General features: G+C 64.3%; 25 protein-coding genes. 10 read left to right on the forward strand and 15 right to left on the reverse strand.

The features are described from left to right. The first annotated feature begins 22 nt into the window (after positions 1–22). The 3 genes from ACFC3J_RS12500 to ACFC3J_RS12510 all read left to right on the forward strand — a co-directional run bounded on the left by ACFC3J_RS12500 (position 23) and on the right by ACFC3J_RS12510 (position 2,429). Positions 23–916, forward strand: coding sequence for an RcnB family protein (locus ACFC3J_RS12500; protein ID WP_375196496.1), 894 nt, complete (start codon positions 23–25; stop codon positions 914–916). Between the two features lie 111 nt (positions 917–1,027). Further along, positions 1,028–1,714, forward strand: a complete 687-nt coding sequence (locus ACFC3J_RS12505) for a prolyl hydroxylase family protein (RefSeq protein WP_375196497.1) — start codon at positions 1,028–1,030, stop codon at positions 1,712–1,714. A gap of 244 nt (positions 1,715–1,958) precedes the next feature. Further along, positions 1,959–2,429: an RcnB family protein gene (locus ACFC3J_RS12510; RefSeq protein ID WP_375196498.1), complete on the forward strand. Its 471-nt coding sequence runs from the start codon at positions 1,959–1,961 to the stop codon at positions 2,427–2,429. Positions 2,430–2,639: 210 nt separating this feature from the next. Here the strand turns inward: ACFC3J_RS12510 and ACFC3J_RS12515 are convergent, their stop codons facing one another. After that, complete coding sequence (locus tag ACFC3J_RS12515; RefSeq protein ID WP_375196499.1) at positions 2,640–4,220, reverse strand: lysine--tRNA ligase; 1,581 nt, start codon at positions 4,218–4,220, stop codon at positions 2,640–2,642. Between the two features lie 247 nt (positions 4,221–4,467). Here ACFC3J_RS12515 and ACFC3J_RS12520 point away from each other — a divergent pair, with 247 nt between their 5' ends. From ACFC3J_RS12520 to ACFC3J_RS12535, 4 genes are read left to right on the forward strand one after another with little or no spacing between them, the layout of a single operon-like run. Further along, on the forward strand, positions 4,468–4,830 hold the full coding sequence (locus ACFC3J_RS12520; protein ID WP_375196500.1) for a PilZ domain-containing protein: 363 nt from the start codon (positions 4,468–4,470) through the stop codon (positions 4,828–4,830). 52 nt (positions 4,831–4,882) lie between these two features. Beyond that, positions 4,883–7,633, forward strand: a complete 2,751-nt coding sequence (locus tag ACFC3J_RS12525; protein WP_375196501.1) for an ATP-dependent DNA helicase — start codon at positions 4,883–4,885, stop codon at positions 7,631–7,633. Beyond that, a complete protein-coding gene (locus ACFC3J_RS12530; RefSeq protein ID WP_375196502.1) occupies positions 7,630–8,172 on the forward strand; it encodes a histidine phosphatase family protein in 543 nt (180 codons plus the stop codon). Before ACFC3J_RS12525 ends, ACFC3J_RS12530 begins: the two co-directional genes overlap by 4 nt. A 34-nt stretch (positions 8,173–8,206) precedes the next feature. Then, the gene (locus tag ACFC3J_RS12535) at positions 8,207–8,533 is read left to right on the forward strand and encodes a GNAT family N-acetyltransferase (protein ID WP_375196503.1); all 327 of its coding nucleotides are present in this window, start codon (positions 8,207–8,209) and stop codon (positions 8,531–8,533) included. A gap of 172 nt (positions 8,534–8,705) precedes the next feature. Here the strand turns inward: ACFC3J_RS12535 and ACFC3J_RS12540 are convergent, their stop codons facing one another. The 5 genes from ACFC3J_RS12540 to rpmF all read right to left on the reverse strand — a co-directional run bounded on the left by ACFC3J_RS12540 (position 8,706) and on the right by rpmF (position 12,005). Beyond that, complete coding sequence (locus ACFC3J_RS12540; protein ID WP_375196518.1) at positions 8,706–9,062, reverse strand: MerR family transcriptional regulator; 357 nt, start codon at positions 9,060–9,062, stop codon at positions 8,706–8,708. 164 nt (positions 9,063–9,226) lie between these two features. Beyond that, positions 9,227–9,523 (reverse strand): integration host factor subunit alpha, encoded by a 297-nt coding sequence (gene ihfA / locus ACFC3J_RS12545; RefSeq protein ID WP_375196504.1) that lies wholly within the window; start codon positions 9,521–9,523, stop codon positions 9,227–9,229. 245 nt (positions 9,524–9,768) lie between these two features. Next, positions 9,769–10,737: a beta-ketoacyl-ACP synthase III gene (locus ACFC3J_RS12550; protein WP_375196505.1), complete on the reverse strand. Its 969-nt coding sequence runs from the start codon at positions 10,735–10,737 to the stop codon at positions 9,769–9,771. Continuing rightward, positions 10,734–11,759, reverse strand: coding sequence for a phosphate acyltransferase PlsX (plsX, locus tag ACFC3J_RS12555; protein WP_375196506.1), 1,026 nt, complete (start codon positions 11,757–11,759; stop codon positions 10,734–10,736). Before plsX ends, ACFC3J_RS12550 begins: the two co-directional genes overlap by 4 nt. Positions 11,760–11,825: 66 nt before the next feature. Then, positions 11,826–12,005 carry a 50S ribosomal protein L32 gene (gene rpmF / locus ACFC3J_RS12560; protein ID WP_192667702.1) on the reverse strand — a complete coding sequence of 60 codons (180 nt, stop codon included), beginning with the start codon at positions 12,003–12,005 and terminating at the stop codon, positions 11,826–11,828. Between the two features lie 209 nt (positions 12,006–12,214). On the opposite strand from rpmF, the gene ACFC3J_RS12565 reads away from it, so the two are divergent. Next, entirely contained in the window at positions 12,215–12,646 is a 432-nt protein-coding gene (locus ACFC3J_RS12565; protein WP_375196507.1) for an MAPEG family protein, read from the forward strand. Positions 12,647–12,651: 5 nt separating this feature from the next. Here the strand turns inward: ACFC3J_RS12565 and ACFC3J_RS12570 are convergent, their stop codons facing one another. The 5 genes from ACFC3J_RS12570 to ACFC3J_RS12590 form a co-directional block, all read right to left on the reverse strand. Then, the gene (locus ACFC3J_RS12570; RefSeq protein ID WP_375196508.1) at positions 12,652–13,308 is read right to left on the reverse strand and encodes an MBL fold metallo-hydrolase; all 657 of its coding nucleotides are present in this window, start codon (positions 13,306–13,308) and stop codon (positions 12,652–12,654) included. 131 nt (positions 13,309–13,439) lie between these two features. After that, on the reverse strand, positions 13,440–13,865 hold the full coding sequence (locus tag ACFC3J_RS12575; RefSeq protein ID WP_375196509.1) for an RrF2 family transcriptional regulator: 426 nt from the start codon (positions 13,863–13,865) through the stop codon (positions 13,440–13,442). 40 nt (positions 13,866–13,905) lie between these two features. Further along, positions 13,906–14,970 carry a glycerophosphodiester phosphodiesterase gene (locus tag ACFC3J_RS12580; protein WP_375196510.1) on the reverse strand — a complete coding sequence of 355 codons (1,065 nt, stop codon included), beginning with the start codon at positions 14,968–14,970 and terminating at the stop codon, positions 13,906–13,908. Further along, positions 14,967–15,323: an ArsC family reductase gene (locus ACFC3J_RS12585; protein ID WP_192667697.1), complete on the reverse strand. Its 357-nt coding sequence runs from the start codon at positions 15,321–15,323 to the stop codon at positions 14,967–14,969. Before ACFC3J_RS12585 ends, ACFC3J_RS12580 begins: the two co-directional genes overlap by 4 nt. A gap of 6 nt (positions 15,324–15,329) precedes the next feature. Further along, complete coding sequence (locus ACFC3J_RS12590) at positions 15,330–15,710, reverse strand: RidA family protein (protein ID WP_375196511.1); 381 nt, start codon at positions 15,708–15,710, stop codon at positions 15,330–15,332. Between the two features lie 146 nt (positions 15,711–15,856). Between ACFC3J_RS12590 and ACFC3J_RS12595 the strand changes: the two genes are divergently transcribed. Continuing rightward, a complete protein-coding gene (locus ACFC3J_RS12595) occupies positions 15,857–16,162 on the forward strand; it encodes a hypothetical protein (RefSeq protein ID WP_375196512.1) in 306 nt (101 codons plus the stop codon). On the opposite strand, the gene ACFC3J_RS12600 is transcribed toward ACFC3J_RS12595, so the two are convergent. Continuing rightward, positions 16,159–16,551 (reverse strand): group II truncated hemoglobin, encoded by a 393-nt coding sequence (locus ACFC3J_RS12600; RefSeq protein WP_375196513.1) that lies wholly within the window; start codon positions 16,549–16,551, stop codon positions 16,159–16,161. The two genes, ACFC3J_RS12595 and ACFC3J_RS12600, sit on opposite strands and share 4 nt — an antisense overlap. Positions 16,552–16,672: 121 nt before the next feature. Here ACFC3J_RS12600 and ACFC3J_RS12605 point away from each other — a divergent pair, with 121 nt between their 5' ends. Continuing rightward, the gene (locus ACFC3J_RS12605) at positions 16,673–17,248 is read left to right on the forward strand and encodes a thermonuclease family protein (RefSeq protein ID WP_375196514.1); all 576 of its coding nucleotides are present in this window, start codon (positions 16,673–16,675) and stop codon (positions 17,246–17,248) included. 31 nt (positions 17,249–17,279) lie between these two features. On the opposite strand, the gene ACFC3J_RS12610 is transcribed toward ACFC3J_RS12605, so the two are convergent. From ACFC3J_RS12610 to ACFC3J_RS12620, 3 genes are all read right to left on the reverse strand, one after another. Further along, positions 17,280–17,777, reverse strand: coding sequence for a glycine zipper 2TM domain-containing protein (locus ACFC3J_RS12610; RefSeq protein WP_375196519.1), 498 nt, complete (start codon positions 17,775–17,777; stop codon positions 17,280–17,282). A gap of 533 nt (positions 17,778–18,310) precedes the next feature. Next, positions 18,311–19,363, reverse strand: a complete 1,053-nt coding sequence (locus tag ACFC3J_RS12615) for a ribonucleotide-diphosphate reductase subunit beta (RefSeq protein WP_375196515.1) — start codon at positions 19,361–19,363, stop codon at positions 18,311–18,313. Positions 19,364–19,429: 66 nt separating this feature from the next. Next, positions 19,430–19,498, reverse strand: coding sequence for a hypothetical protein (locus tag ACFC3J_RS12620; protein ID WP_375196520.1), 69 nt, complete (start codon positions 19,496–19,498; stop codon positions 19,430–19,432). Positions 19,499–19,531 lie beyond the last annotated feature (33 nt).

Raw genomic sequence — 19,531 nt, forward strand, 5'->3', positions numbered from 1 at the left:
GAGACATAAGAAGGCTAATGGCATGTTGAGGAAAATGATGCTGGCGGGGCTGATGACCGCGACGGTATTGGGCGGGATAGCGCCGGCCTACGCCCAGCAAGGCGATAATGGCGGATGGCGTGGACGCGGCGGCGAGCGGTCGGGACGGCCTGATGGCGGTGGTCAGCGTGGCGGCGCCGAAGCCCGCGGCCAGGGCGACGGCCAGTGGCGCGGCGGCGGCGAGATCCGTCAGCAGCAGGCGCAACGTCGGGAACAGCGAGCGCAGCCCGCGCCGCAGGTGGCCCAGCCCCGGCCCGAACGGCAGTGGCGCGGCAATGACGGCCGCCCGGACCAGCGGGGTCCGGCCACCGTGACACGCTGGAACCGCGACCAGCAGCGCTGGGACGTCACGACGCGCGGCAACGACCGGCAGGATAACCGTCAGGATTGGCGCGACAACCGGCGCGATGATCAGAGGGACTGGCAGCGGGACGGGCGCGATGCGCGCAGAGACGACCGGCGTGACGACCGGCGCGATGACCGTTGGCGCAATGACGACCGGCGCTGGAATGGGGGCACCGCCGGGCGACGCTTCGACAACCGCACGCGCTGGGAAGGACAGCGGCGCTGGGACAGCGGATGGCGCAATGACCGGCGCTATGACTGGTCCAGCTATCGCTCGCGCTATGGGGATCGCTACCGGCTCGGCCGCTATTATGCGCCGCGCGGATGGAGCTATGGCTATTCACGCTTCAGCGTCGGTATTTTCCTGAACAGCCTGCTCTATTCGAACAGCTATTGGATTGACGATCCCTATTATTACCGCCTGCCGCCCGCTTACGGCACGCTGCGCTGGGTCCGCTATTATGACGACGCGCTGCTGGTCGACATCCGCGACGGCTATGTGGTCGACGTGATCTACGGCTTCTTCTGGTAGCGCAGAACAAACGCTCCTGAACTGGCCTTCAGGAACCACTGGACCCGAGGCGGCGACGCTTCGGGTCCTTTTCATTTGCATGGGGCCGCCGCGCAATGGCAGGAGGACGGCATGAGCGAAATTGTGGACGATGGCGGCGTGGCGTCGGCGGCGCGGGCGCAGATCGGCGAGAATGTGCGGACGCGACTGGACCGCAACCCCATGGTCAGCCGTATCGATGCCCCGAACCTTGAAATCTATGGCCGTCAGGGCTTTTTGAGTCCGGAGGAATGTGCCGGACTGCGGGCGCTGATCGATGCGGGCGCGCAGCCCTCCACCCTCTTTTCCGGCAGCGCCAATGCCGATTACCGGACCAGCCAGAGCTGCAACCTCAGCCCCTGGGAACCGCTGGTAAGCCGGATCAGCGACCGCATTTGCGCGCTGATGGGGCTGGCCGCGGATCATGGCGAGAGCTTGCAGGGGCAACGCTATCAGCAGGGTCAGGAATATAGGGTCCATTGCGACTATTTCCCGGTGACCGCGAGCTATTGGCCGGCCATGCTGAAATCGGGCGGGCAGCGCAGCTGGACCGCGATGATCTATCTTTCGCCGGTGGAGGCCGGGGGCGAGACGCACTTCCCGCATTGCGAATTCATGGTGCCGCCGTTCGAGGGCATGCTGCTGATGTGGAACAATATGGACCGCGACGGCGCACCCAACCGTTTCAGCCTGCACGCGGCGCGCCCGGTGGAGCGGGGCACCAAATATGTCGTCACCAAATGGTTTCGCGAGCGCAAATGGGCGCCAGGCGCGGCGTGAGGAGTTGCTGGGAGACGCGAAGGAGAAATCCGGAAGGGTATGCGCCGAATGGCGCATTTCCAAATCACGCTTTCAAACTCTGATACAAATCGCGACATAAATGACTGATTCCTGACTGTTTCATTCCCGGCCGGTTCAGGCTGGAAGGGGCATAAGCAGTCTTGTTGGAGGCGGAACCCGGCACAGGGCTGAAGGGTTCGATCTCGACAACATGTCAGCCAGCAAGCTGATGGGAGAAAAACATATGCGTAAGTTGATTATTCTGGGCCTTATGGCCGCCACCGTTTTGCCGGGCGCCGCCATGGCGCAGTCGCGCGGTGAAGTGCGCGACAGCGCGCGCGACCTGCGGCATGAACAGCGCGAACTGCGTGACGCCCAGCGCTATGGCAATCGCCACGATGTGCGCGAGGCGCGGCGCGACGTTCGCGATGCCCGGCAGGAATTGCGCGAGGACTGGCGCGACTATCGCAAGTCGCACCGCGACGTCTATCGCGGCGGGAACTGGCGGGCGCCGTTCCGCTATAATCGCTGGGATGTCGGCGCACGACTGCGTCCGACCTATTACAGCCCGCGCTATTACATCAATGACCCCTATCGTTATCGCCTGCCGCGCGCCGGCGCGAACCTCCAGTGGGTGAGGCACTATAATGACGTGCTGCTGGTGAACGTGCGGACCGGCCGGGTGATGCAGGTCCATCGCGGCTTCTTCTGGTAAGAGCCGACTCTCGGTAAATAAGGAAACGGCCCCTGAACCGCTTCGGGGGCCGTTTTCCTGCGCCCTATGGCGCCTGCGGTTCACCTTTCCAGTCCCCTTGGCCGCGCCGCTCGTTTCCGGGCGGGCGCGGCCGATGACGCGGAAACCGCACCATCAGTCCGAAAGGGGGTGGACCATGAAATGGAACGATTGTCCGGCCGGAATGTTCCCTCAGGCGGCAAGCGCCTCGGCGATCAGGCGGCGGCTGTTGGCGATGCCGTAGAGCGCGATGAAGCTGCCCATGCGCGGTCCCTGATCGGCGCCCAGCAGCGTCTGGTAGAGCGCCTTGAACCAGTCGCGCAGTTCGGCAAAGCCATAGGCCTCATCCTTGCCGATGGCGTAGACGATATTCTGGATGTCCTCCGCCGATGCATGTTCGGGGAGCGCGGCCAGCTCCTCGTCCAGCCGGGCGAGAGCGGCGGCTTCATTGGCTTCCGGCGCGCGGCGCTTGAGCGTCGGGGCGACGAAATCGCGGTGATAGGCCAGCGCATGGCCGATCAGCGCATCCAGTTCCGGATAGGTCTGCGCATTGGCGTCCGCGACATAATTCTGGAGATAGCCCCAGACCTGTTCGCGGCTGGCATCGCCCATCACGCCGACAAGGTTCAGCAGCAGCCCGAACGTCACCGGCAGCTCGCCATGCGGGAGTTGACCATCATGGATATGATGGACCGGGTTGCCGAGCTGCTGCTCGACAGCCTGCTTGGGATAGTTGCCGCGAAACTGCCAATATTCGTCCACGGCGCGGGGGATGACGCCCATATGCAGCTGCTTTGCCTTTTTCGGCTCGCGATAGGCGTAGAAGGCAAGGCTTTCCTGCGGCCCGTAGGTCAGCCATTGTTCGAGACTGAGACCATTGCCCTTGGACTTGGAGATTTTCTCGCCCTTTTCGTCGAGGAACATCTCGTAATTGAAGCCCTCTGGCGGACGGGCGCCCAATGCGCGGCAGATTTTGGAGCTTTGCGTGACCGAATCGATCAGGTCCTTGCCCGCCATCTCATAGTCGACGCCCAGCGCGACCCAGCGCATCGCCCAGTCGACCTTCCATTGCAGCTTCGCGCCGCCCGACAGGATCGACTGTTCGACAACCTCGCCCTCATCCTCGAAGCGGACGAGTCCCTTTTCGGCATCGATCACCTCGACCGGCACCTGAAGCACGATGCCGCTCCTGGGGCTGATCGGCAGCACCGGGGAATAGGTGGCCTGCCGTTCCTTGCGCAGCGTGGGCAGCATGATGTCCATAATGTCCTGATAATGGCGCAGGACATTCTTCAACGCGTCGTCGAACGCTCCGGATCTGTAGCGCTCAGTGGCCGATACGAACTCGTAATCGAAGCCGAAGCGGTCGAGAAACTCCCGCAACATGGCGTTGTTGTGATGCGCGAAGCTTTCGAATTTCCCGAACGGATCGGGCACCTGCGTCAGCGGCTTGCCCAGATGTTCCGTCAGCATCGCCTGATTGGGCACATTGTCGGGCACCTTGCGCAATCCGTCCAGATCGTCGCTGAACGCGATCAGGCGCGTGGGTATGTCCGACAGCGCGTGATAGGCGTTGCGGACCATGGTGGTGCGCAGCACTTCGTTGAACGTGCCGATATGCGGCAGGCCCGACGGGCCGTAGCCGGTTTCGAACAGGATATGGCCTTTTTCCGGCGCGCCGTTCTGATAACGCTTCAGGAGCTTGCGGGCTTCCTCATAGGGCCAGGCCTTGGACGCCTGCGCGGCGGTGCGGATGATGTCGGACATGGTCATGATGCGACGCCCCCTAGAGCATTTTCCCATCGGATGGAACGTCCGTTCGGCAAAGCCGGCTATTGCGAGTCGCATTCCCCGTTCCGCCCGTTTCCGGAACGGGGGCCGGATCATCCGGTCTGGACAGAAAGGCGGGATTTTTGGTGTCAAAGCGGAGACGAATGACGGGTTTGGAACCGCCGCCTTTAACTTTGATTAACCTTGATGGATCATATTTGTCATGAGCTTAGGGGGCTCAGGAGGGACTATGCAGCCGCGTAGCAGACAAAGAATTGCCGTGGATATTCCGGTCATCGTGACGACGGTGCTGGACAGTCTGGAAGGGACGATCGTCGATCTCAGCGAGGGCGGCGCGCAGATAGCGGGTTGCGGGCTGCCGGTGCGCAGCCAGTGCCAGATCGACTATGACGGCCATGTCGTGTTCGGAACCGTGCAGTGGTCGGAGGAAGACCGTATGGGCATCCGCTTCCCCTATGAACTGACCGACGGCCCCCTGTTCGATCGGCTGGAAATCGCCCGCGCGGCGCGGCTGACCCCCACTGCCTTCCAGCCGCGCGCCATCGGCATCCGGGGGATGCCATCGGGCGGATTCGGGCGCCGGATGGGCTGAAACGGCGGAAATTCGGGTTTCCCTTTTGTTCCGGCTCGCCTAAGCCGGGACAGTGATCGATCCATCTGCCCTGCCCGCCCTTCACGCCAGCCATGGCGGCATCTGGTTGAGAGAGGCGGATCGGACGCAAGCCGTCGCCAAGGGCACCGCCATCGCGCGAACGGCCGAAACACCAGCGCTGCTGCTGAACGCGCCGCTGACCGGTCAGCGGTTGGGCTATCCGGAACTGAACGGCCTTGATCTGCTGGAGCTTTGGGCCTTCGTCCACCCCGCGCGCTTTCTGGTGCCGACCCCCAAGGGGCTGGCCGAAGCGCTGAACCTGCCGCCCGCGGCAAGCGAAGCTGATATTCCCGCCCTGTTGCAGGCCGCCGCCAGGACGCTTCTCAGCATCCTGGAATCACCGGACTGGCAGGAGCGCGAGGGCGGCTGGACCGCGGCCCAATCGCTTCATCGCCTGCGCTGGACCTGGGCGCCGCTGGTCGCGCCGCGCCTCGCCCGTCCGGCCGAGGCGGAGCGCTGGCTGTTTTCCAAATTGCCCGAATGGGAGGAAGCTGCCCCCCGCCCCGCCCCCCGCGTCGTTTCCCTGCAGGGCGAGGCCGTGCTGGCGCGGCTGGAGGGGCTGACGGGCGCGGGCGCCGAAGCGCGGCCGGGGCAGCGCGCCTATGCGGCCGCGGCGGCGGACATATTCCGGCCCAAGGCGCATCGCGAGCAGCCCAACATGCTGCTGGCCGAAGCCGGGACGGGAATCGGCAAGACGCTGGGCTATCTCGCCCCCGCCTCGCTCTGGGCCGGGGAAGCGCAGGGGACGGTCTGGATCTCCACCTATACCAAGGCGTTGCAACGGCAGCTCGACCGGGAAAGCCTGCGGCTGTTCCCAGATCCCGCCGTCGCGGCCCGGCGGGTCGTGGTGCGCAAGGGACGGGAAAATTATCTTTGCCTGCTGAACCTTGAGGATGCATTGCAGGGCGGTTTTTCCGGGCGGGCTGCGATATTGGCGCAGCTGGTGGCGCGCTGGGCGGCGTTCACCAAGGATGGCGACATGATCGGCGGCGACCTTCCCGGATGGTTGCCGACCCTGTTCCGGCGAAACGGGTCGACCGCGCTCACCGACCGGCGGGGCGAGTGCATCTATGCGGGCTGTCCGCATTATCGCAAATGCTTCATCGAGCGGTCGTCGCGGGCGTCCGCCGACGCGGATATCGTGATCGCCAACCATGCGCTGGTGATGATAAACGCGGCACGGGGACGCGAGAGCGGACAGGCGCCGCAGCGCATCGTGTTCGACGAGGGCCATCATCTGTTCGATGCGGCGGACTCGACCTTTTCCGTCGCCTTATCGGGGCAGGAAGCGATCGAATTGCGCCGCTGGGTCATGGGACCGGAGGGGAATTCGCGCGGGCGGCGGCGCGGGCTGGCGGCACGCCTGTCCGACCTTGCCAGCTATGACGAACAGGGCGGCGAGGCGATCCGGGCGGCGGCGGACGCGGCGAGGGCACTGCCTGCCGATGAATGGCTCAAACGGATCGTGGCGGGCGAGCCGTTCGGGCCGGTCGAGCAACTGCTCGCGGCGGTGCGCGGCACCGTCTATGCGCGAGCCGCCGACAATGGCGAGGCCGATGCCGGCTATGGCCTGGAAACCGAGCTGGCCGAACCGGACGGCGCGCTGGTCGAGGCGGCGGCAGGAGCGGCGCAGGCACTGGACGGGCTACTGCGCCCGCTGACCCATCTGGGCAAGCGGATGGAGGCCGTGATCGAGGATGCGCCGGACTGGCTGGACGGCGCGGCGCGGGCGCGCGTCGAGGGCGCGATCGCCTCGCTCGGCTGGCGGCGGGACCTGATCGCGGCCTGGCTGGCGCTGCTGGCGCGGATCGGCGGCCCGGCGGACCCGGATTTCGTCGACTGGTTGGCGGTCGAGCGGATCGAAGGGCGCGAGTTCGATATCGGGATCCATCGCCATTGGCTCGACCCCACCCGACCTCTGGCGGAGACGGTGCTGAAACCGGCGCAGGGGGTGCTGATCACGTCGGCGACGCTCAAGGGCGGGGGCGACTGGGACAATGCGCAGCGGCGCAGCGGGGCCAGTCATCTGCCGCGCGGGGCGGAACAGTTCGAGGCAAGCAGCCCCTTCGACTATCCGGAGCGGTCGGAAGTGCTGATCGTGACGGACATCAGGCGGGGCGACATCGCCGCTTTGTCAGGTGCCTATGCGCGGCTGATCGAGGCCGCAGGCGGCGGCACGCTGGGGCTGTTCACCGCGATCCGACGGCTGCGGGCCGTGCATGCGCGGATCGCCGACCGGCTGGCGCGGGCGGGGCTGCCGCTTTACGCGCAGCATGTCGACCCGATGGACACCGGAACGCTGATCGACATTTTCCGCGATGATCCGCGCGCCTCGCTGCTGGGCACCGACGCGTTGCGGGACGGAGTGGATGTGCCGGGCCATTCACTGCGGCTGGTGGTGATGGAGGGCGTGCCCTGGTCCAAGCCCAGCGTGCTGCATGCGGCGCGCAAGCTGGCAGGCGGCGGCAGCGCCTATGACGACAGGCTGATCCGGGCGCGGATGGCGCAGGCCTTCGGACGACTGATCCGGCGGGCGGAGGACAGGGGGAGCTTCGTCATCCTGTCCGCCGCCATGCCCAGCCGCCTGCTCAGCGCCTTTCCGCCCGGGACGCCGATCCGCCGCCTGACGCTGGACGAAGCCATCATATCGGTCAGCGGTCATTCGCGCACTGGTCTTGGCGGCCATGCGGCGTTAGGGCTTCAGGGAATCGAATCCGGCATTGACGATCGGGAGCAAGAATGAAGCGGTTGATCCTGTTGCGCCACGCCAAGTCCGATTGGGACGATCCGGTTGCGCGGGACTTCGACCGGCCGCTCAACCGGCGCGGCGAAAAGGCGGCGGTGGTGATGGGGCAGTTTGCGCGGTCGAAGGACATGCGCTTCGACTTCGTCATCGCATCCCCGGCGGTGCGCGTGATCGAGACGCTGGACAGCTTCTTCACCGGCTATGGCGAGACGATCGATCCGCATTGGGACCGGCGCATCTATCTTGCCTCCACGCCGACGCTGTTCGATGTCATCCGCGATCTGCCCGACAGTGCCGAAAGCGTGCTGATGTCCGGGCATAATCCGGGGCTGGAAGAACTGATCCTCGACCTCGTCCCCGAAGATAGCGGCGGGCCGCTGCGCGAGGATGTGGAGGTAAAATTCCCCACCGCCAGCATTGCCGTACTCGACCTGCCCGTCGCTCATTGGAGCGAGGTGCAGGCTAACAGCGCGCAACTCGCCAGTTTCACCCGTCCCCGCGATCTCGACCCGGCTCTGGGGCCGGGGTCGCGCTGATTACGCGATGACGCCGATCCGGTGGCGGCGAGCGGTGGCAAAGGATGCCGTCGCCCTGTCGCTGCTCGGCGGCGCGACCTTCCTCGCCAGCTTTGCCAATGACCATCCGGGCGAGGCGTTGATCGCGCATATCCAGACCGCGCATGGCGTGGACCACTACCGGGCTGCCCTGATCGACCCAGACCAGACGGTGCTGATCGGCGAGACCCCGCAGGGCGCGCCGGTCGGCTATGCCATGCTGACCCCGCCCCATCTGCCGGTGGCGACGGATGATCGCGATATCGAGCTCAAGCGCATCTATCTGCTAAGCGGCTGGCAGGGTAGCGGCCATGGCGACAGGCTGATGGCGCGTGTTTTCTAAGAGGTCCGGCTCCGCGGAGCCTGGCGACTCCTGCTTGCCGTCTATCCGCACAATGAGCGGGCGCGGCGCTTCTACGCCCGGCATGGCTTCGCCGAGATTGGCGACATGACCTTCATGGTGGGCGACGTGCCGTTCCGCGACCTCATCTATGCGGTCAATTTATAGCGGCGGGCTATTCGCCGATGGCGCGAGCAAGTGTGGCACGGATCGCTTCCAGGCGAGGAAGCAGATCGGCGCTCGCCGTTGGTTCGCCATTTTTTTCCGGCAGGGCGGCGGACAGCGGTTCGCCGAACCCATCGGCCAGCGCTTTCTGCGCGCCCTTCACCGTGAACCCCTCGACGTTCAGCAGATGGTTGATGCGCCGGACCAGTTCGACATCGGCGGGGCGGTAGTAGCGGCGATTGCCGGAGCGCTGCAACGGTCTAAGCTGGGTGAAGCGCGTTTCCCAATAGCGCAAGATATGCTGCGGCAAAGCCAGTTCGCTCGCCAGCTCGCTGATGGTCAGAAATGCGCCCTCTACTTTTTCCATGACCATGATGTTGCACCGTTAGCGATGCCAAGGTCAACCTTCGGTAAAAAGGCTATTTTGGGTATGCGCAGAGGAAGTGAAGGCGCCAAAGACCAGCGCCTTCGAAAAAGTGAAAGACTGCGCAGGCCTGGCGAAAGTCCGCCTGGCCCGCGCGAACCTTGCTGTCAGACCGATGCGATGCGATCCCGCATCGTCTGGCTGGCGCGGAAGGTCAGCACCCGGCGCGGTTCGATCGGCACCTCGACGCCCGTCTTCGGGTTGCGCCCCATGCGCTGCGTCTTGTCGCGCAGAACGAACGTACCGAAACTGGAGATCTTCACATTTTCCCCGCGTTCAAGTGCGGAGGCCATATGCTCCAAAATGGATTCAATTAACGTTGCCGCTTCCGCCCGCGAAAGGCCAATATGCCGGTTCACGCTCTCCGCGAGATCGGCGCGCGTCAGAGTCCCTGTGCCAGTCATCGGACTACCCCACCTTGATCCCCGTCGAGCCTAAATGCGGGTGATCACTGGATAATGTGCGCGTTTCTACTTGATTCGGCAAGATGATCGCCGTGCTGAATAGGGAAAAAAGCGTGAAAAATGGGCAAGATAGCGATCCCAATTGGGGACGGGCCGGTTCGCGCAGAAAATTTGGGAATATATTGCGCAAAACGCAGCGGGTCAGCGTATCAAAACTGGTCTACCCGAAACAATCGAGCGCTTCTTCAGAAACGCAGGACGCAGGCGCCCCAGGTAAAGCCGCCGCCCATCGCCTCCAGAACGAGAAGGTCGCCCTTCTGGATTCGCCCGTCGCGCACGGCGAAGTCCAGCGCCAGCGGCACCGACGCCGCGGAGGTATTGGCGTGCCTGTCGACCGTCACGACGACCTTCTCGGGCGCCAGCCTGAGCTTGCGCGCGGTCGCGTCGAGGATGCGGGCATTGGCCTGATGCGGGATCAGCCAGTCAATTTCCGATGGGGTCATGCCTGCCGCTTCCATCACTTCGGTCAGCACCGAGGCCAGGTTGGTGACGGCGTGGCGGAAGACTTCCTGCCCCTTCATCCGCAGCTTGCCGACGGTCTGGGTGGTCGACGGACCGCCATCGACATAAAGGAGCTGGTTGTGGCGACCGTCGGCGTGGAGTTTCGAGGCCAATATGCCGCGTTTGCCGTCCGCGCTTTCCTCCGCACCCAGAACGACCGCGCCCGCACCGTCGCCGAAGAGGACGCAGGTGGTGCGGTCTTCCCAGTCGAGGATACGGCTGAAGGTTTCCGAACCGATGACGATCGCGTTGCGGGCCGCGCCCGAGCAGATCATGCTGTCTGCCACCGTGATGGCATAAAGGAAGCCGGAGCAGACTGCCGCAACGTCGAAGGCGACGCAGTCATTGATGCCGAGCGCGGCCTGCACCAGTGTCGCGGTAGCGGGAAAGGTCTGGTCAGGGGTAGCGGTGGCGAGGACGATGAGGTCGATGTCCTGCGGGGTCAGCCCGGCGGCGTCCAGCGCAGCTCTGGCTGCGTCGGTCGCGAGGGTTGCGGTGGTTTCCCCCTCGCCCGCAATGTAGCGGGTCCGGATGCCCGTGCGTTCGACGATCCATTCGTCGCTGGTGTCGACGGTTTCGGCCAGTTCGGCGTTGCTGACCTTGCGGGCCGGCAGGGCGGAACCCGTGCCCAGAAGAACGGATCGACGGATCACTTTGCGGACAGCTCCAACTTGGACGCGGCGGCGGTCAGCCCCTCAATCCCGTGCATGTCGGCGGCGATGCGCCGGGTGATGTCCTCTTCCAGAAGACGCGCGGCGACATGGACCGCATTGGCGACGCCCTTGTCATTGGCGCTGCCGTGGCTCTTCACCACTACGCCATTGAGGCCCAGGAAGACAGCGCCATTATGATTGTTGGGGTCGAGATGATGCTTCAAGAGATGCATCGCCGGCTTCGAGATCAGGAAGCCGAGCTTGGAACGGATCGAGCTGGTGAAGGCGGTGCGCAACAGGTCGGTGACGAAGCGGGCCGTTCCCTCCGCCGTCTTCAGCGCAACATTGCCGGAAAAACCGTCGGACACGATGACGTCAGCATCGCCCCGGCCGATCTTGTCGCCTTCTGTGAACCCTTCAAAGGACAGCGGCAGGCTGGACGCGGCGCGCAGGATCGCGGCGGCGTCGCGGATTTCCTCTGTGCCCTTCATCTCTTCCGTACCGATGTTCATCAGCCGGACGCGGGGGCTTTCCAGATCGAAGGCGATGCGGGCATACGCCGCGCCCATCACCGCGAACTGAACAAGATTGCGGGCGTCGCACTCGGTATTGGCGCCCAGGTCGAGCATGACCACGTCATTGTCGCCGAGGGTCGGCAGCAGCGCGGCGAGTGCAGGGCGATCAATGCCCTTCATCGTGCGCAGGGCAAGCTTTGCCATCGCCATCAGCGCGCCCGTATTGCCGGACGAGACGGCGGCTCCGCACTCGCCCGCCTTCACCGCGGCGATCGCCATGCTCATTGAGCTGGTCTTCTTGCGGATGGCGACGCTGGGCTTGTCCCCCGCATCCACGACATCGGGCGCGTGGACGATTTCCGACGCTGCGCGCAGATTGGGGTGATGGTCGAGCGCGGACTTGATCCGCGCTTCGTCTCCGAAAAGGGTGAAGCGCAGTCCTTCGTGACGGTGACGGGCGAGCGCTACACCCGCCATCATCACGCGCACGCCTTCATCCCCGCCCATCGCGTCGATTGCGATTCGCGGTTGACTGGACAAATTAACGCACCCTTTTCAGGAGAAACTTAGGTGTCAGGCCCCGACGGCGATGACTTCACGGCCGTTATAATGGCCGCAGGCGTCGCACAGATTGTGCGGGCGCTTCAGTTCGCCGCAGTTCGAGCATTCCTGGAACGCTTCGACGCGCAGCGAATCATGGCTGCGACGCATGCCACGGCGGGAAGGGGACGTTTTCCTCTTGGGGACAGCCATGTCGGCACCTTATTCCATAAATTGATCTGTTAGTGCGACTGGCCAGTTCCGAATGGATGCTGACGCCAACGGCGCCGCAGACCCATGCGGCCCGGTTGATCGCGAAGCCCTGCGCCTATAGCGTTTTTTGGGATCGGCGCAAGTGCTTCCTTGCCCCTTCCCCCTGCCCGCTTATGGTGCGCGTCATTCGATAGTTTGGGGAAAATAGGATGCTGTTGCCGATAACGCTGACTCTGGCGGCTGCCTGTGCGCTGCTCAACATGTGGCTGGCGACCCGCTGCGCGCGAATCCGCATAGCGGACAAGGCTCTGCATGGCGACGGCGGCAACAGCCTGCTGGCGAAGCGGATGCGGGCGCATGCCAATTTCACTGAATATACGCCGATGACGCTGATTCTGTTCGGGCTGGTGGAACTGGCGGTCGGGCCATCGACCTGGCTATGGGGTGCGGCGCTGCTCTTCGTGCTCGCGCGAATCGCCCATGGCTTTGGAATGGACGCAGAGAAGCCGACCGTGTGGCGCGCAGGCGGGGCGCTGCTGACCTGGGTGGTGATGGTCGGGCTGGCCCTCGCGGCGCTGTATATCGCCTATGGCGCGACGCGGGAGGTTCCGGCGCCGCCCGCCATGGCGATGATTCGGTAAGATCGTCAGCTAAGGACCGCGTCCGCCACAAAGGGGTTGGTGCGGCGCTCATGGGCGAAATTGCTCATCGGGCCGTGACCGGGGACGAAGGCGGTGTCTCCGCCCAGCGGCCAGAGCTTGCCGGTGATGGCGTCGATCAGATCCTGATGATTCCCCATGGGGAAATCGGTGCGGCCGATCGAACCCTGGAACAGCACGTCGCCCACGATGGCGAGCTTGCTGGGCGCATGGTGGAAAACGACATGGCCCGGCGTGTGGCCGGGGCAGTGATAGACGTCCAGCGTCAGATTGCCGACCGTGACCTGATCGCCGTCCTTCAGCCAGCGATCGGGCTCGAAGCTCTCGCCATCGATGCCATATTTGGCGCCGTCTTCGCCGAGACGGTCGATCCAGAAGCGATCGGCCTCATGCGGCCCCTCGATCGGCACGCCCAGATCGCGAGCAAGAATGCCCGCCTGACCGCAATGGTCGATATGGCCGTGGGTGACGAGGATCTTCTCGATGGTGACGCCATGCTGCTCCGCTGCCTTTTTGAGCATGGGCAGATCGCCGCCCGGATCGACGAAGGCGCCGCGATTGGTCGCCGTGCACCAGAACAGGGTGCAGTTCTGCTGAAGCGGCGTGACGGGAATCAGGGCGGCTTTGAGGGGCGGTGTCGTCATGCCGCCGATGTGGCGAAGCTGCGGGCCGGGCGCAAGGCTTTGGGGAGAATGCAGACATTTTGCGGCTGAATTCGAGGCGTCATACCCCTTGAGGGGCTTCGCTCGAATGAAAAATGGCCGGAGGCGGCCTCCTACCCCATTTCTTCGGTCGCGAAGGGTTCCGCGAGGCTGATGCTGTCCAGAACCTTGGCCGTCTCGTCCCGCACGCGCAGCATTACGCGATGCAGGCGGCATTCCGATTCGGGCAGGCAATTGGTGCAGGTTTCGTGCGCGAACCGGCTGGCGCAGGGCGTGAGCGCCAGCGACCCGCGCGTCAGCCGGACGATATCGCCATAGCTGATGTCGACAGGGGCCAGCGCCAGCCAATAGCCCCCGTCGCGCCCGCGCTGGGTCGCCACCAACCCCTCCCGCGCCAGTTCGGACAGGATCACGGTCAGGAATTTGGACGGGATATTCTGCCGCGTGGCGATCTCGCCCAGCGGCACCGGCCCTTGGCGGTAGCGGTCTGCAAGATGCTGGAGAGCGCGGATGGCGTAACGGGTCTTCTGCGAGAGCATGGGACTGTTATTCGCCTCCGCCGGAGATTTGACAAGCCATTCAGGGCCGGGGATCAGTCGTCGGATTGAGGGCAGCCCGCGCCTGTTTCGGGAAGTCGCTGAACAGGGCGTCGACGCCGGCATGGGCGATCGCCTGAACATAGCCGGCAAAGTCCCCCCTGCCCTGCGGATCGTCTGCGCGCTGGAAGGCTGCGGGCAGGAAGCCGTTCTCCATCCGCAGCGTCCAGACATGAACCTGCAGCCCCGCATCATGGGCGCGGCCGACAAGCCCCGTCGCGCCTTCCGGCGCCAGCACCATTGCTGCCGCCGGGCCGATCCCGTCGGCATAGTCCGCGACCTGCTTCAACCCCTCGATCGTCAGCATGTCGGCATAGCTGGTGCCGGGTTCGTCCGCCGGGCCGCCCTGGCTGTCGACGAGCTGGATCAGGCGCAGCCGGGAGACGGCCCGGATCGCCTTGAGATTCCCAACCTCGAAAGACTGGATGAAGACCGGATCAGCCTCCGTCTGATAGCCATATTTGCTGAGCAGAGCGAGCAACGGCGCCTGATGGGCCAAGCCGATCCCGGCAAAATAGCTGGGGTGCTTGGTTTCGGGATAGAGGCCGATGCGGCGGCCGGTTTCGGCTTCCTTGGCGCGGACAAGCTGCAATATCTCTTCGAAGGTCGGGATTTGGTAGAGGCCATCGAAACGGCTGTTGGCGGGGCGCACCTGCGGCAGCCGCTCGCGGGCGCGCAGGGTGCGCAACTCGGCCAGCGTGAAATCCTCGGTGAACCATCCGGTGATCTGCTGGCCGTCAATGGTCTTGCTGGTCTTGCGCGCTGCGAATTCGGGATGATCGACGACATCGGTGGTGCCGCCGATCTCATTTTCGTGCCGGGCGACGAGGACGCCGTCCTGCGTCAGCACCAGATCGGGCTCGATATAGTCGGCGCCCTGATCTATCGCCCGTTCATAGGCGGCAAGCGTATGTTCCGGCCGCTCGCCGCTGGCGCCGCGATGGGCGATGATGAAGGGTTCGGCTCTGGCTTCAGGCATCGCGGGCGCCACCGTAATGAGGGTGAGGAGAAGGAGGACTGCGGGCCGGAGCATCCTCCCCAAGCTCATGCCTTCACGCCCTCCAGCGCATCCTCATAGGTCGTCGCCTTGAAGCCGACGATGGTGCGGTCGCCCAGATCGAGGATCGGGCGCTTGATCATCGACGGATTGGCGCTCATCAGCAGGATCGCCTTTTCCGCGTCGATATGCGCCTTGTCGCCCGCGTCCAGCGCCTTGAAGGTGGTGCCGGAACGGTTGAGGATGGTTTCCCACCCATGTTCCATCACCCATTCCTCCAGCTTCGCCTTGTCGACGCCCGACACCTTATAGTCGTGGAAGCTGTAGGCCTTGCCGCTATTGTCGAGGAAATTCCGCGCTTTCTTGATCGTGTCGCAATTCTTGATGCCGTACATAGTAATCATGGCGGCTTATCCTTTGAACGCGGTGACTTCGATCTCGATTTTCATCTCCGGCTTGATGAGGCCAGTGACGATGCAGCTTGCCGCGGGGCGGATATCGCCAAAGACCGGCGCGGTAGCCTCGCCCAGAACGTCCCAATAGGCAGGGTCGGTGATGTAATAGGTCACGCGGACCACATCGGCGAAGGAGAAACCGGCCTCTTCCAGCGCCTTACCGATGACCTTCAGCGCGTTCCTGCCCTGATCGACGACGGATTCAGGCATGGCTTTGGTTTCGGGATCGGTGCCGGTGGTGCCGGCGACGAAGCACCAGTCGCCCTGAACGACGGCGCGCGAATAGCCGACCTGCGCCTCGAAAGGCGAGCCGGAGGAAATGAGCTGGCGGGGCATGGGGTATTCCCTTTGTGCTGTTCGGGAAGAAGGGGGCGGAGTATTGTGGCGGCTCTTGCCCCCTCGGCTTCGCGCTGTCCAGAGGCTTTTGCAACGCTGGAACGGCTACGCCCGCTGGCTCGTTGGCGCAGGAAAGGAGACATGCCATGGAACGACCCGATCCCAATCGCCTGCCCGACGTCGATGAAGAAAATAGCGAGCAGGCCGAGGCCGGCTCTCAGGCGCAGGATGTGGCGGAGGACGCCCGCGCGCGCGGCACCGACCTCAGCGAGGACAGCGAGCGCGGCGGCAAGGCCAATCCCGCTCAGATCCTGCCCGACGACACGCCCGATCTGGTGGAGAAGATGGAGGAAATGAACCGTTCGGGGAGAATAGATACCGACGCCTTTGCCGGGGAACCGCAGATGGACGACGAGGAAGACAGTCTCGGGCCGACCGAGGATGAGGATTAAGCGGCGCTTTGTTCCAGTGACAGATTGATCATGCCGCGTGCCATATGGCCCAGCGCCTCGCCCATGGCCTCGCCGAGCCGCGGATCGAGGCCGGGTTGGGCAGCGATGGCGCGGGTCATTGCGTTTGCCCATTGATCCGCCAGCGCCGGGGTGATCGGAAAGGCGCGGTGGAGCGACATGACGCACTGGCCGCGCTCGAACCAGTCGCGGGGACCGCCCGCCCAGCCGGCGAGGAAGCGGGTTAGGCCATGGCGGATCGCGCTCAGGTCGGCGGCGTGGATGGCGCGCAGGTCGGCATAGGCGGGGTCCTGCTCGATGAGGTCATAGAAGCGGTTGGCTATGGCGGCGACGGTCGGCTCTCCACCGATGCGATCAAAGGGGGTGGGCATAAGGCGGCTCTCCTGCTGGTCGCAGCTAGGGTGGCGGGTAAGGCTCGCCCGTCATTGATCGGGGTCAAATTCGGATGTTTCGGCGCGAGACGGCGGCGCCGGATTTGGCTATCGCCGCCCCATGAAGCGAATGACGGACAAGGAGCGCGTCCAGCGGGCGTGGCGGTATGAAGCGGGGCGGGCGAGTCAGGCCCGGTTGCGGCGACAGAAACCGAAGCGGCCTTCCTTTGCCGTTCTGGTGATCGGCGGGGTGATGATCGGCGGCGCCCTGGGCTGGTTCGGGCCTGATGCGGTGGAGCGGTTTCAGGGCGCTCGGCGGGAGGCGATGGCGCCGGTGGGCAGCGACACATTGTCGGCGCAGTTCGGCTTTTGCCATAGCGGCGGCGGGACCAATTGCGTGGTCGACGGCGACACTTTCTGGTTTCAGGGGCAGAGGGTGCGGGTGATGGACATCGACGCGCCGGAGACTCATGAGCCGCGCTGCGCGGAGGAAGCGGCGCTGGGCGCGCGGGCGACGCGGCGTTTGCAGGATTTGATGAATCAAGGCCCCTTCTCGCTGGAGAGCGGGGATCGGGATACCGACCGTTATGGGCGGGCGCTGCGGGTAGTGAGCCGGGGCGGGCAGTCGATCGGGGAGATGCTGGTGGCCGAAGGACTGGCGCGGGAGTGGGATGGGGCGCGGCATCCGTGGTGTTAGGGAGGGAGGGCTTGCGCCCTCCCCGCCTGGCCTAGCGGCAGTTGAGGTTGCCGCGGTCGATTTCGCGGCCCAGCAGCGCGCCCGCGCCGCCGCCGATCAGGATGCCCGCGGTGTTCGAGCGGCCGCGGTCGATCTGGCTGCCGAGCAGGCCGCCGAGCGCTGCACCGACGATCAGACCGGTGGTGCCGTCCGATCGGCGGCAATAATAGCGGTCGTCATAGCCGCGATAGATGCGGGTCGAACGGGTCACGCGGATCGGCTCATACCCCCCGCGATAGTAGCGATCCGGGCGGTAATAGCGGCCATAGCGCGGGTCCGGACGGTTCCAGTCATAGCTGTAAATGACGCGGCCGGGTCGGTTGTAGCGGTCATGCTTGCCGCCATGTTTCCAGTCGTCGCGGCCGTGGCCGGGATTGCCATGCTTGCCGTGACCCGCCCATGGAGGCGGATCGGCGGCGGCGGGGGCTGCACTGAGGGCCACGGCGCCGAGCGAAAAGGCGGCGATGGCGGTTTTCAGGGTGAACTTCATCATCGGTTCCCTTGGCTGTTTTCCGATGGGAGCAGAACAAAGCAAGTGCCTAAACGTTGCATGAACGGAACAAAACAATATGTTCATGCGGCGGTCAGCCTTGCCTGCTCCTGCCACAAGGATGGGGTGGCAGAGGTGACACGATGGGAACAGGGAAACATCGATTTTTTCCTGCCGCGGAGCAAGAACCGCTTGCGGCATGGAAAATGGGATTGGCCGCTCACGCGGTCAGAAGGCGTGCTGATCGCGGCCTGCCGCTGACCGGGTGGTCGGCGGGAGCGCTCTGTTCGGTGGCCGCTGCGCCATCATCCTTCCCGGGGTGCCCACGAACTCGATCGCCGTCAGGATCACCAGCTCCACCCGAAGCAACGCCATCCAAAGGCGGACGCCGAACATGGCTCAATGTTTGGGCAAGGTCGTAAATTTCTGGTGCGGGGTTGCGTCCAGGGCTCTGACCTGCCGACGGGGGCGACGTTTCCTGTTCGACCGAAGGGCGACACCGCTCCACCGGTGTCGCCCTTCGCTTTTCTCAATTACTCCGCCGCGATCCCCGCTGCCTTGAACATGTCCGGGTCGCTTTCGTCCGCGTTGGCAGCGGGGTTGCTCTTGAGCTTGGTGCGGCGATCAAACGCATCCCACACGTCGTTCCACTGCCCGCGGGTGGCCGCCTTCGAATATTCCGTCGCGCGGGTTTCGAAGAAGTTGGCGTGCTCCACGCCGTTCAGCAGCGGGGTCAGCCAGGGGAGCGGGTGCTCGTCGATCATGTAGATGGGCTTGAGGCCCAGCTGGCCCAGGCGCCAGTCGGCGATGTAGCGGACATATTTCTTGATGTCCTTGGGCGTCATGCCCGGCACCGGACCCATTTCGAAGACCAGATCGACGAACGCGTCCTCGATCCGCACCGTCTTCTGGCACATGTCCATGATGTCGTCCTTGACCGCCGGGGTCAGGCAATCGCGTTCCTTCACAAAGGCATGGAACAGGCGGATGATGCCTTCGCAGTGCAGCGTCTCGTCGCGGACCGACCAGCTGACGATCTGACCCATGCCCTTCATCTTGTTGAAGCGCGGGAAGTTCATCAGCATCGCGAAGCTGGCGAAGAGCTGGAGTCCTTCGGTGAAGCCGCCGAACATGGCCAGCGTCTTGGCGATATCCTCATCCGTGTCGACGCCGAACTGCTGGAGATAGTCGTGTTTGTCCTTCATCTCCTTATACTGCATGAAGGCGCTATATTCGCTTTCCGGCATGCCGATGGTGTCGAGCAGGTGCGAATAGGCGGCGATGTGGACCGTTTCCATGTTGCTGAACGCGGTCAGCATCATCTTGATTTCGGTCGGCTTGAACACGCGGCCATATTTTTCGTGGTAGCAGTCCTGCACCTCCACATCCGCCTGGGTGAAGAAGCGGAAGATCTGGGTCAGCAGATTGCGCTCATGGTCCGACAGCTTCTGCGCCCAGTCGCGGCAATCCTCGCCAAGCGGCACTTCCTCCGGCAGCCAGTGCAGCTGCTGCTGGCGCTTCCAGAATTCATAGGCCCAGGGATATTCGAAGGGCTTGTAGACCTTGCTGGCTTGAAGAAGAGGCATGGTGGTTACTCCGCGAACATTTTACCAGACCCTCTCCCCTTGTGGGAGAGGGAGGGGCCCGCGCCGTCAGGCGTGGGAGGGTGAGGGCGAGAGGCGCGCCGCGATGACCGCTACGACGCCTTCGGTATTTTCCATGACTTCATGGTTCCAGAAACGCAGGATCTGATA

It is taken from the genome of Sphingobium sp., assembly GCF_041987595.1.
Taxonomy (GTDB): domain Bacteria; phylum Pseudomonadota; class Alphaproteobacteria; order Sphingomonadales; family Sphingomonadaceae; genus Sphingobium.

Excerpts from the sequence above, each read along its gene's own strand:
- ACFC3J_RS12570 (WP_375196508.1), bottom strand. The coding sequence starts at position 13,308 with ATGACGACACCGCCCCTCAAAGCCGCCCTGATTCCCGTCACGCCGCTT.
- ACFC3J_RS12565 (WP_375196507.1), top strand. The coding sequence starts at position 12,215 with ATGCTGTTGCCGATAACGCTGACTCTGGCGGCTGCCTGTGCGCTGCTC.
- ACFC3J_RS12585 (WP_192667697.1), bottom strand. The coding sequence starts at position 15,323 with ATGATTACTATGTACGGCATCAAGAATTGCGACACGATCAAGAAAGCG.
- ihfA (WP_375196504.1), bottom strand. The coding sequence starts at position 9,523 with ATGACTGGCACAGGGACTCTGACGCGCGCCGATCTCGCGGAGAGCGTG.
- ACFC3J_RS12615 (WP_375196515.1), bottom strand. The coding sequence starts at position 19,363 with ATGCCTCTTCTTCAAGCCAGCAAGGTCTACAAGCCCTTCGAATATCCC.
- ACFC3J_RS12610 (WP_375196519.1), bottom strand. The coding sequence starts at position 17,777 with ATGAAGTTCACCCTGAAAACCGCCATCGCCGCCTTTTCGCTCGGCGCC.
- ACFC3J_RS12515 (WP_375196499.1), bottom strand. The coding sequence starts at position 4,220 with ATGACCATGTCCGACATCATCCGCACCGCCGCGCAGGCGTCCAAGGCC.
- ACFC3J_RS12530 (WP_375196502.1), top strand. The coding sequence starts at position 7,630 with ATGAAGCGGTTGATCCTGTTGCGCCACGCCAAGTCCGATTGGGACGAT.
- plsX (WP_375196506.1), bottom strand. The coding sequence starts at position 11,759 with ATGGGCGGGGATGAAGGCGTGCGCGTGATGATGGCGGGTGTAGCGCTC.
- ACFC3J_RS12575 (WP_375196509.1), bottom strand. The coding sequence starts at position 13,865 with ATGCTCTCGCAGAAGACCCGTTACGCCATCCGCGCTCTCCAGCATCTT.
- ACFC3J_RS12600 (WP_375196513.1), bottom strand. The coding sequence starts at position 16,551 with ATGCCCACCCCCTTTGATCGCATCGGTGGAGAGCCGACCGTCGCCGCC.
- ACFC3J_RS12500 (WP_375196496.1), top strand. The coding sequence starts at position 23 with ATGTTGAGGAAAATGATGCTGGCGGGGCTGATGACCGCGACGGTATTG.
- ACFC3J_RS12510 (WP_375196498.1), top strand. The coding sequence starts at position 1,959 with ATGCGTAAGTTGATTATTCTGGGCCTTATGGCCGCCACCGTTTTGCCG.
- ACFC3J_RS12595 (WP_375196512.1), top strand. The coding sequence starts at position 15,857 with ATGGAACGACCCGATCCCAATCGCCTGCCCGACGTCGATGAAGAAAAT.
- ACFC3J_RS12505 (WP_375196497.1), top strand. The coding sequence starts at position 1,028 with ATGAGCGAAATTGTGGACGATGGCGGCGTGGCGTCGGCGGCGCGGGCG.
- ACFC3J_RS12605 (WP_375196514.1), top strand. The coding sequence starts at position 16,673 with ATGAAGCGAATGACGGACAAGGAGCGCGTCCAGCGGGCGTGGCGGTAT.
- ACFC3J_RS12590 (WP_375196511.1), bottom strand. The coding sequence starts at position 15,710 with ATGCCCCGCCAGCTCATTTCCTCCGGCTCGCCTTTCGAGGCGCAGGTC.
- ACFC3J_RS12520 (WP_375196500.1), top strand. The coding sequence starts at position 4,468 with ATGCAGCCGCGTAGCAGACAAAGAATTGCCGTGGATATTCCGGTCATC.
- ACFC3J_RS12540 (WP_375196518.1), bottom strand. The coding sequence starts at position 9,062 with ATGGAAAAAGTAGAGGGCGCATTTCTGACCATCAGCGAGCTGGCGAGC.
- ACFC3J_RS12580 (WP_375196510.1), bottom strand. The coding sequence starts at position 14,970 with ATGAGCTTGGGGAGGATGCTCCGGCCCGCAGTCCTCCTTCTCCTCACC.
- rpmF (WP_192667702.1), bottom strand. The coding sequence starts at position 12,005 with ATGGCTGTCCCCAAGAGGAAAACGTCCCCTTCCCGCCGTGGCATGCGT.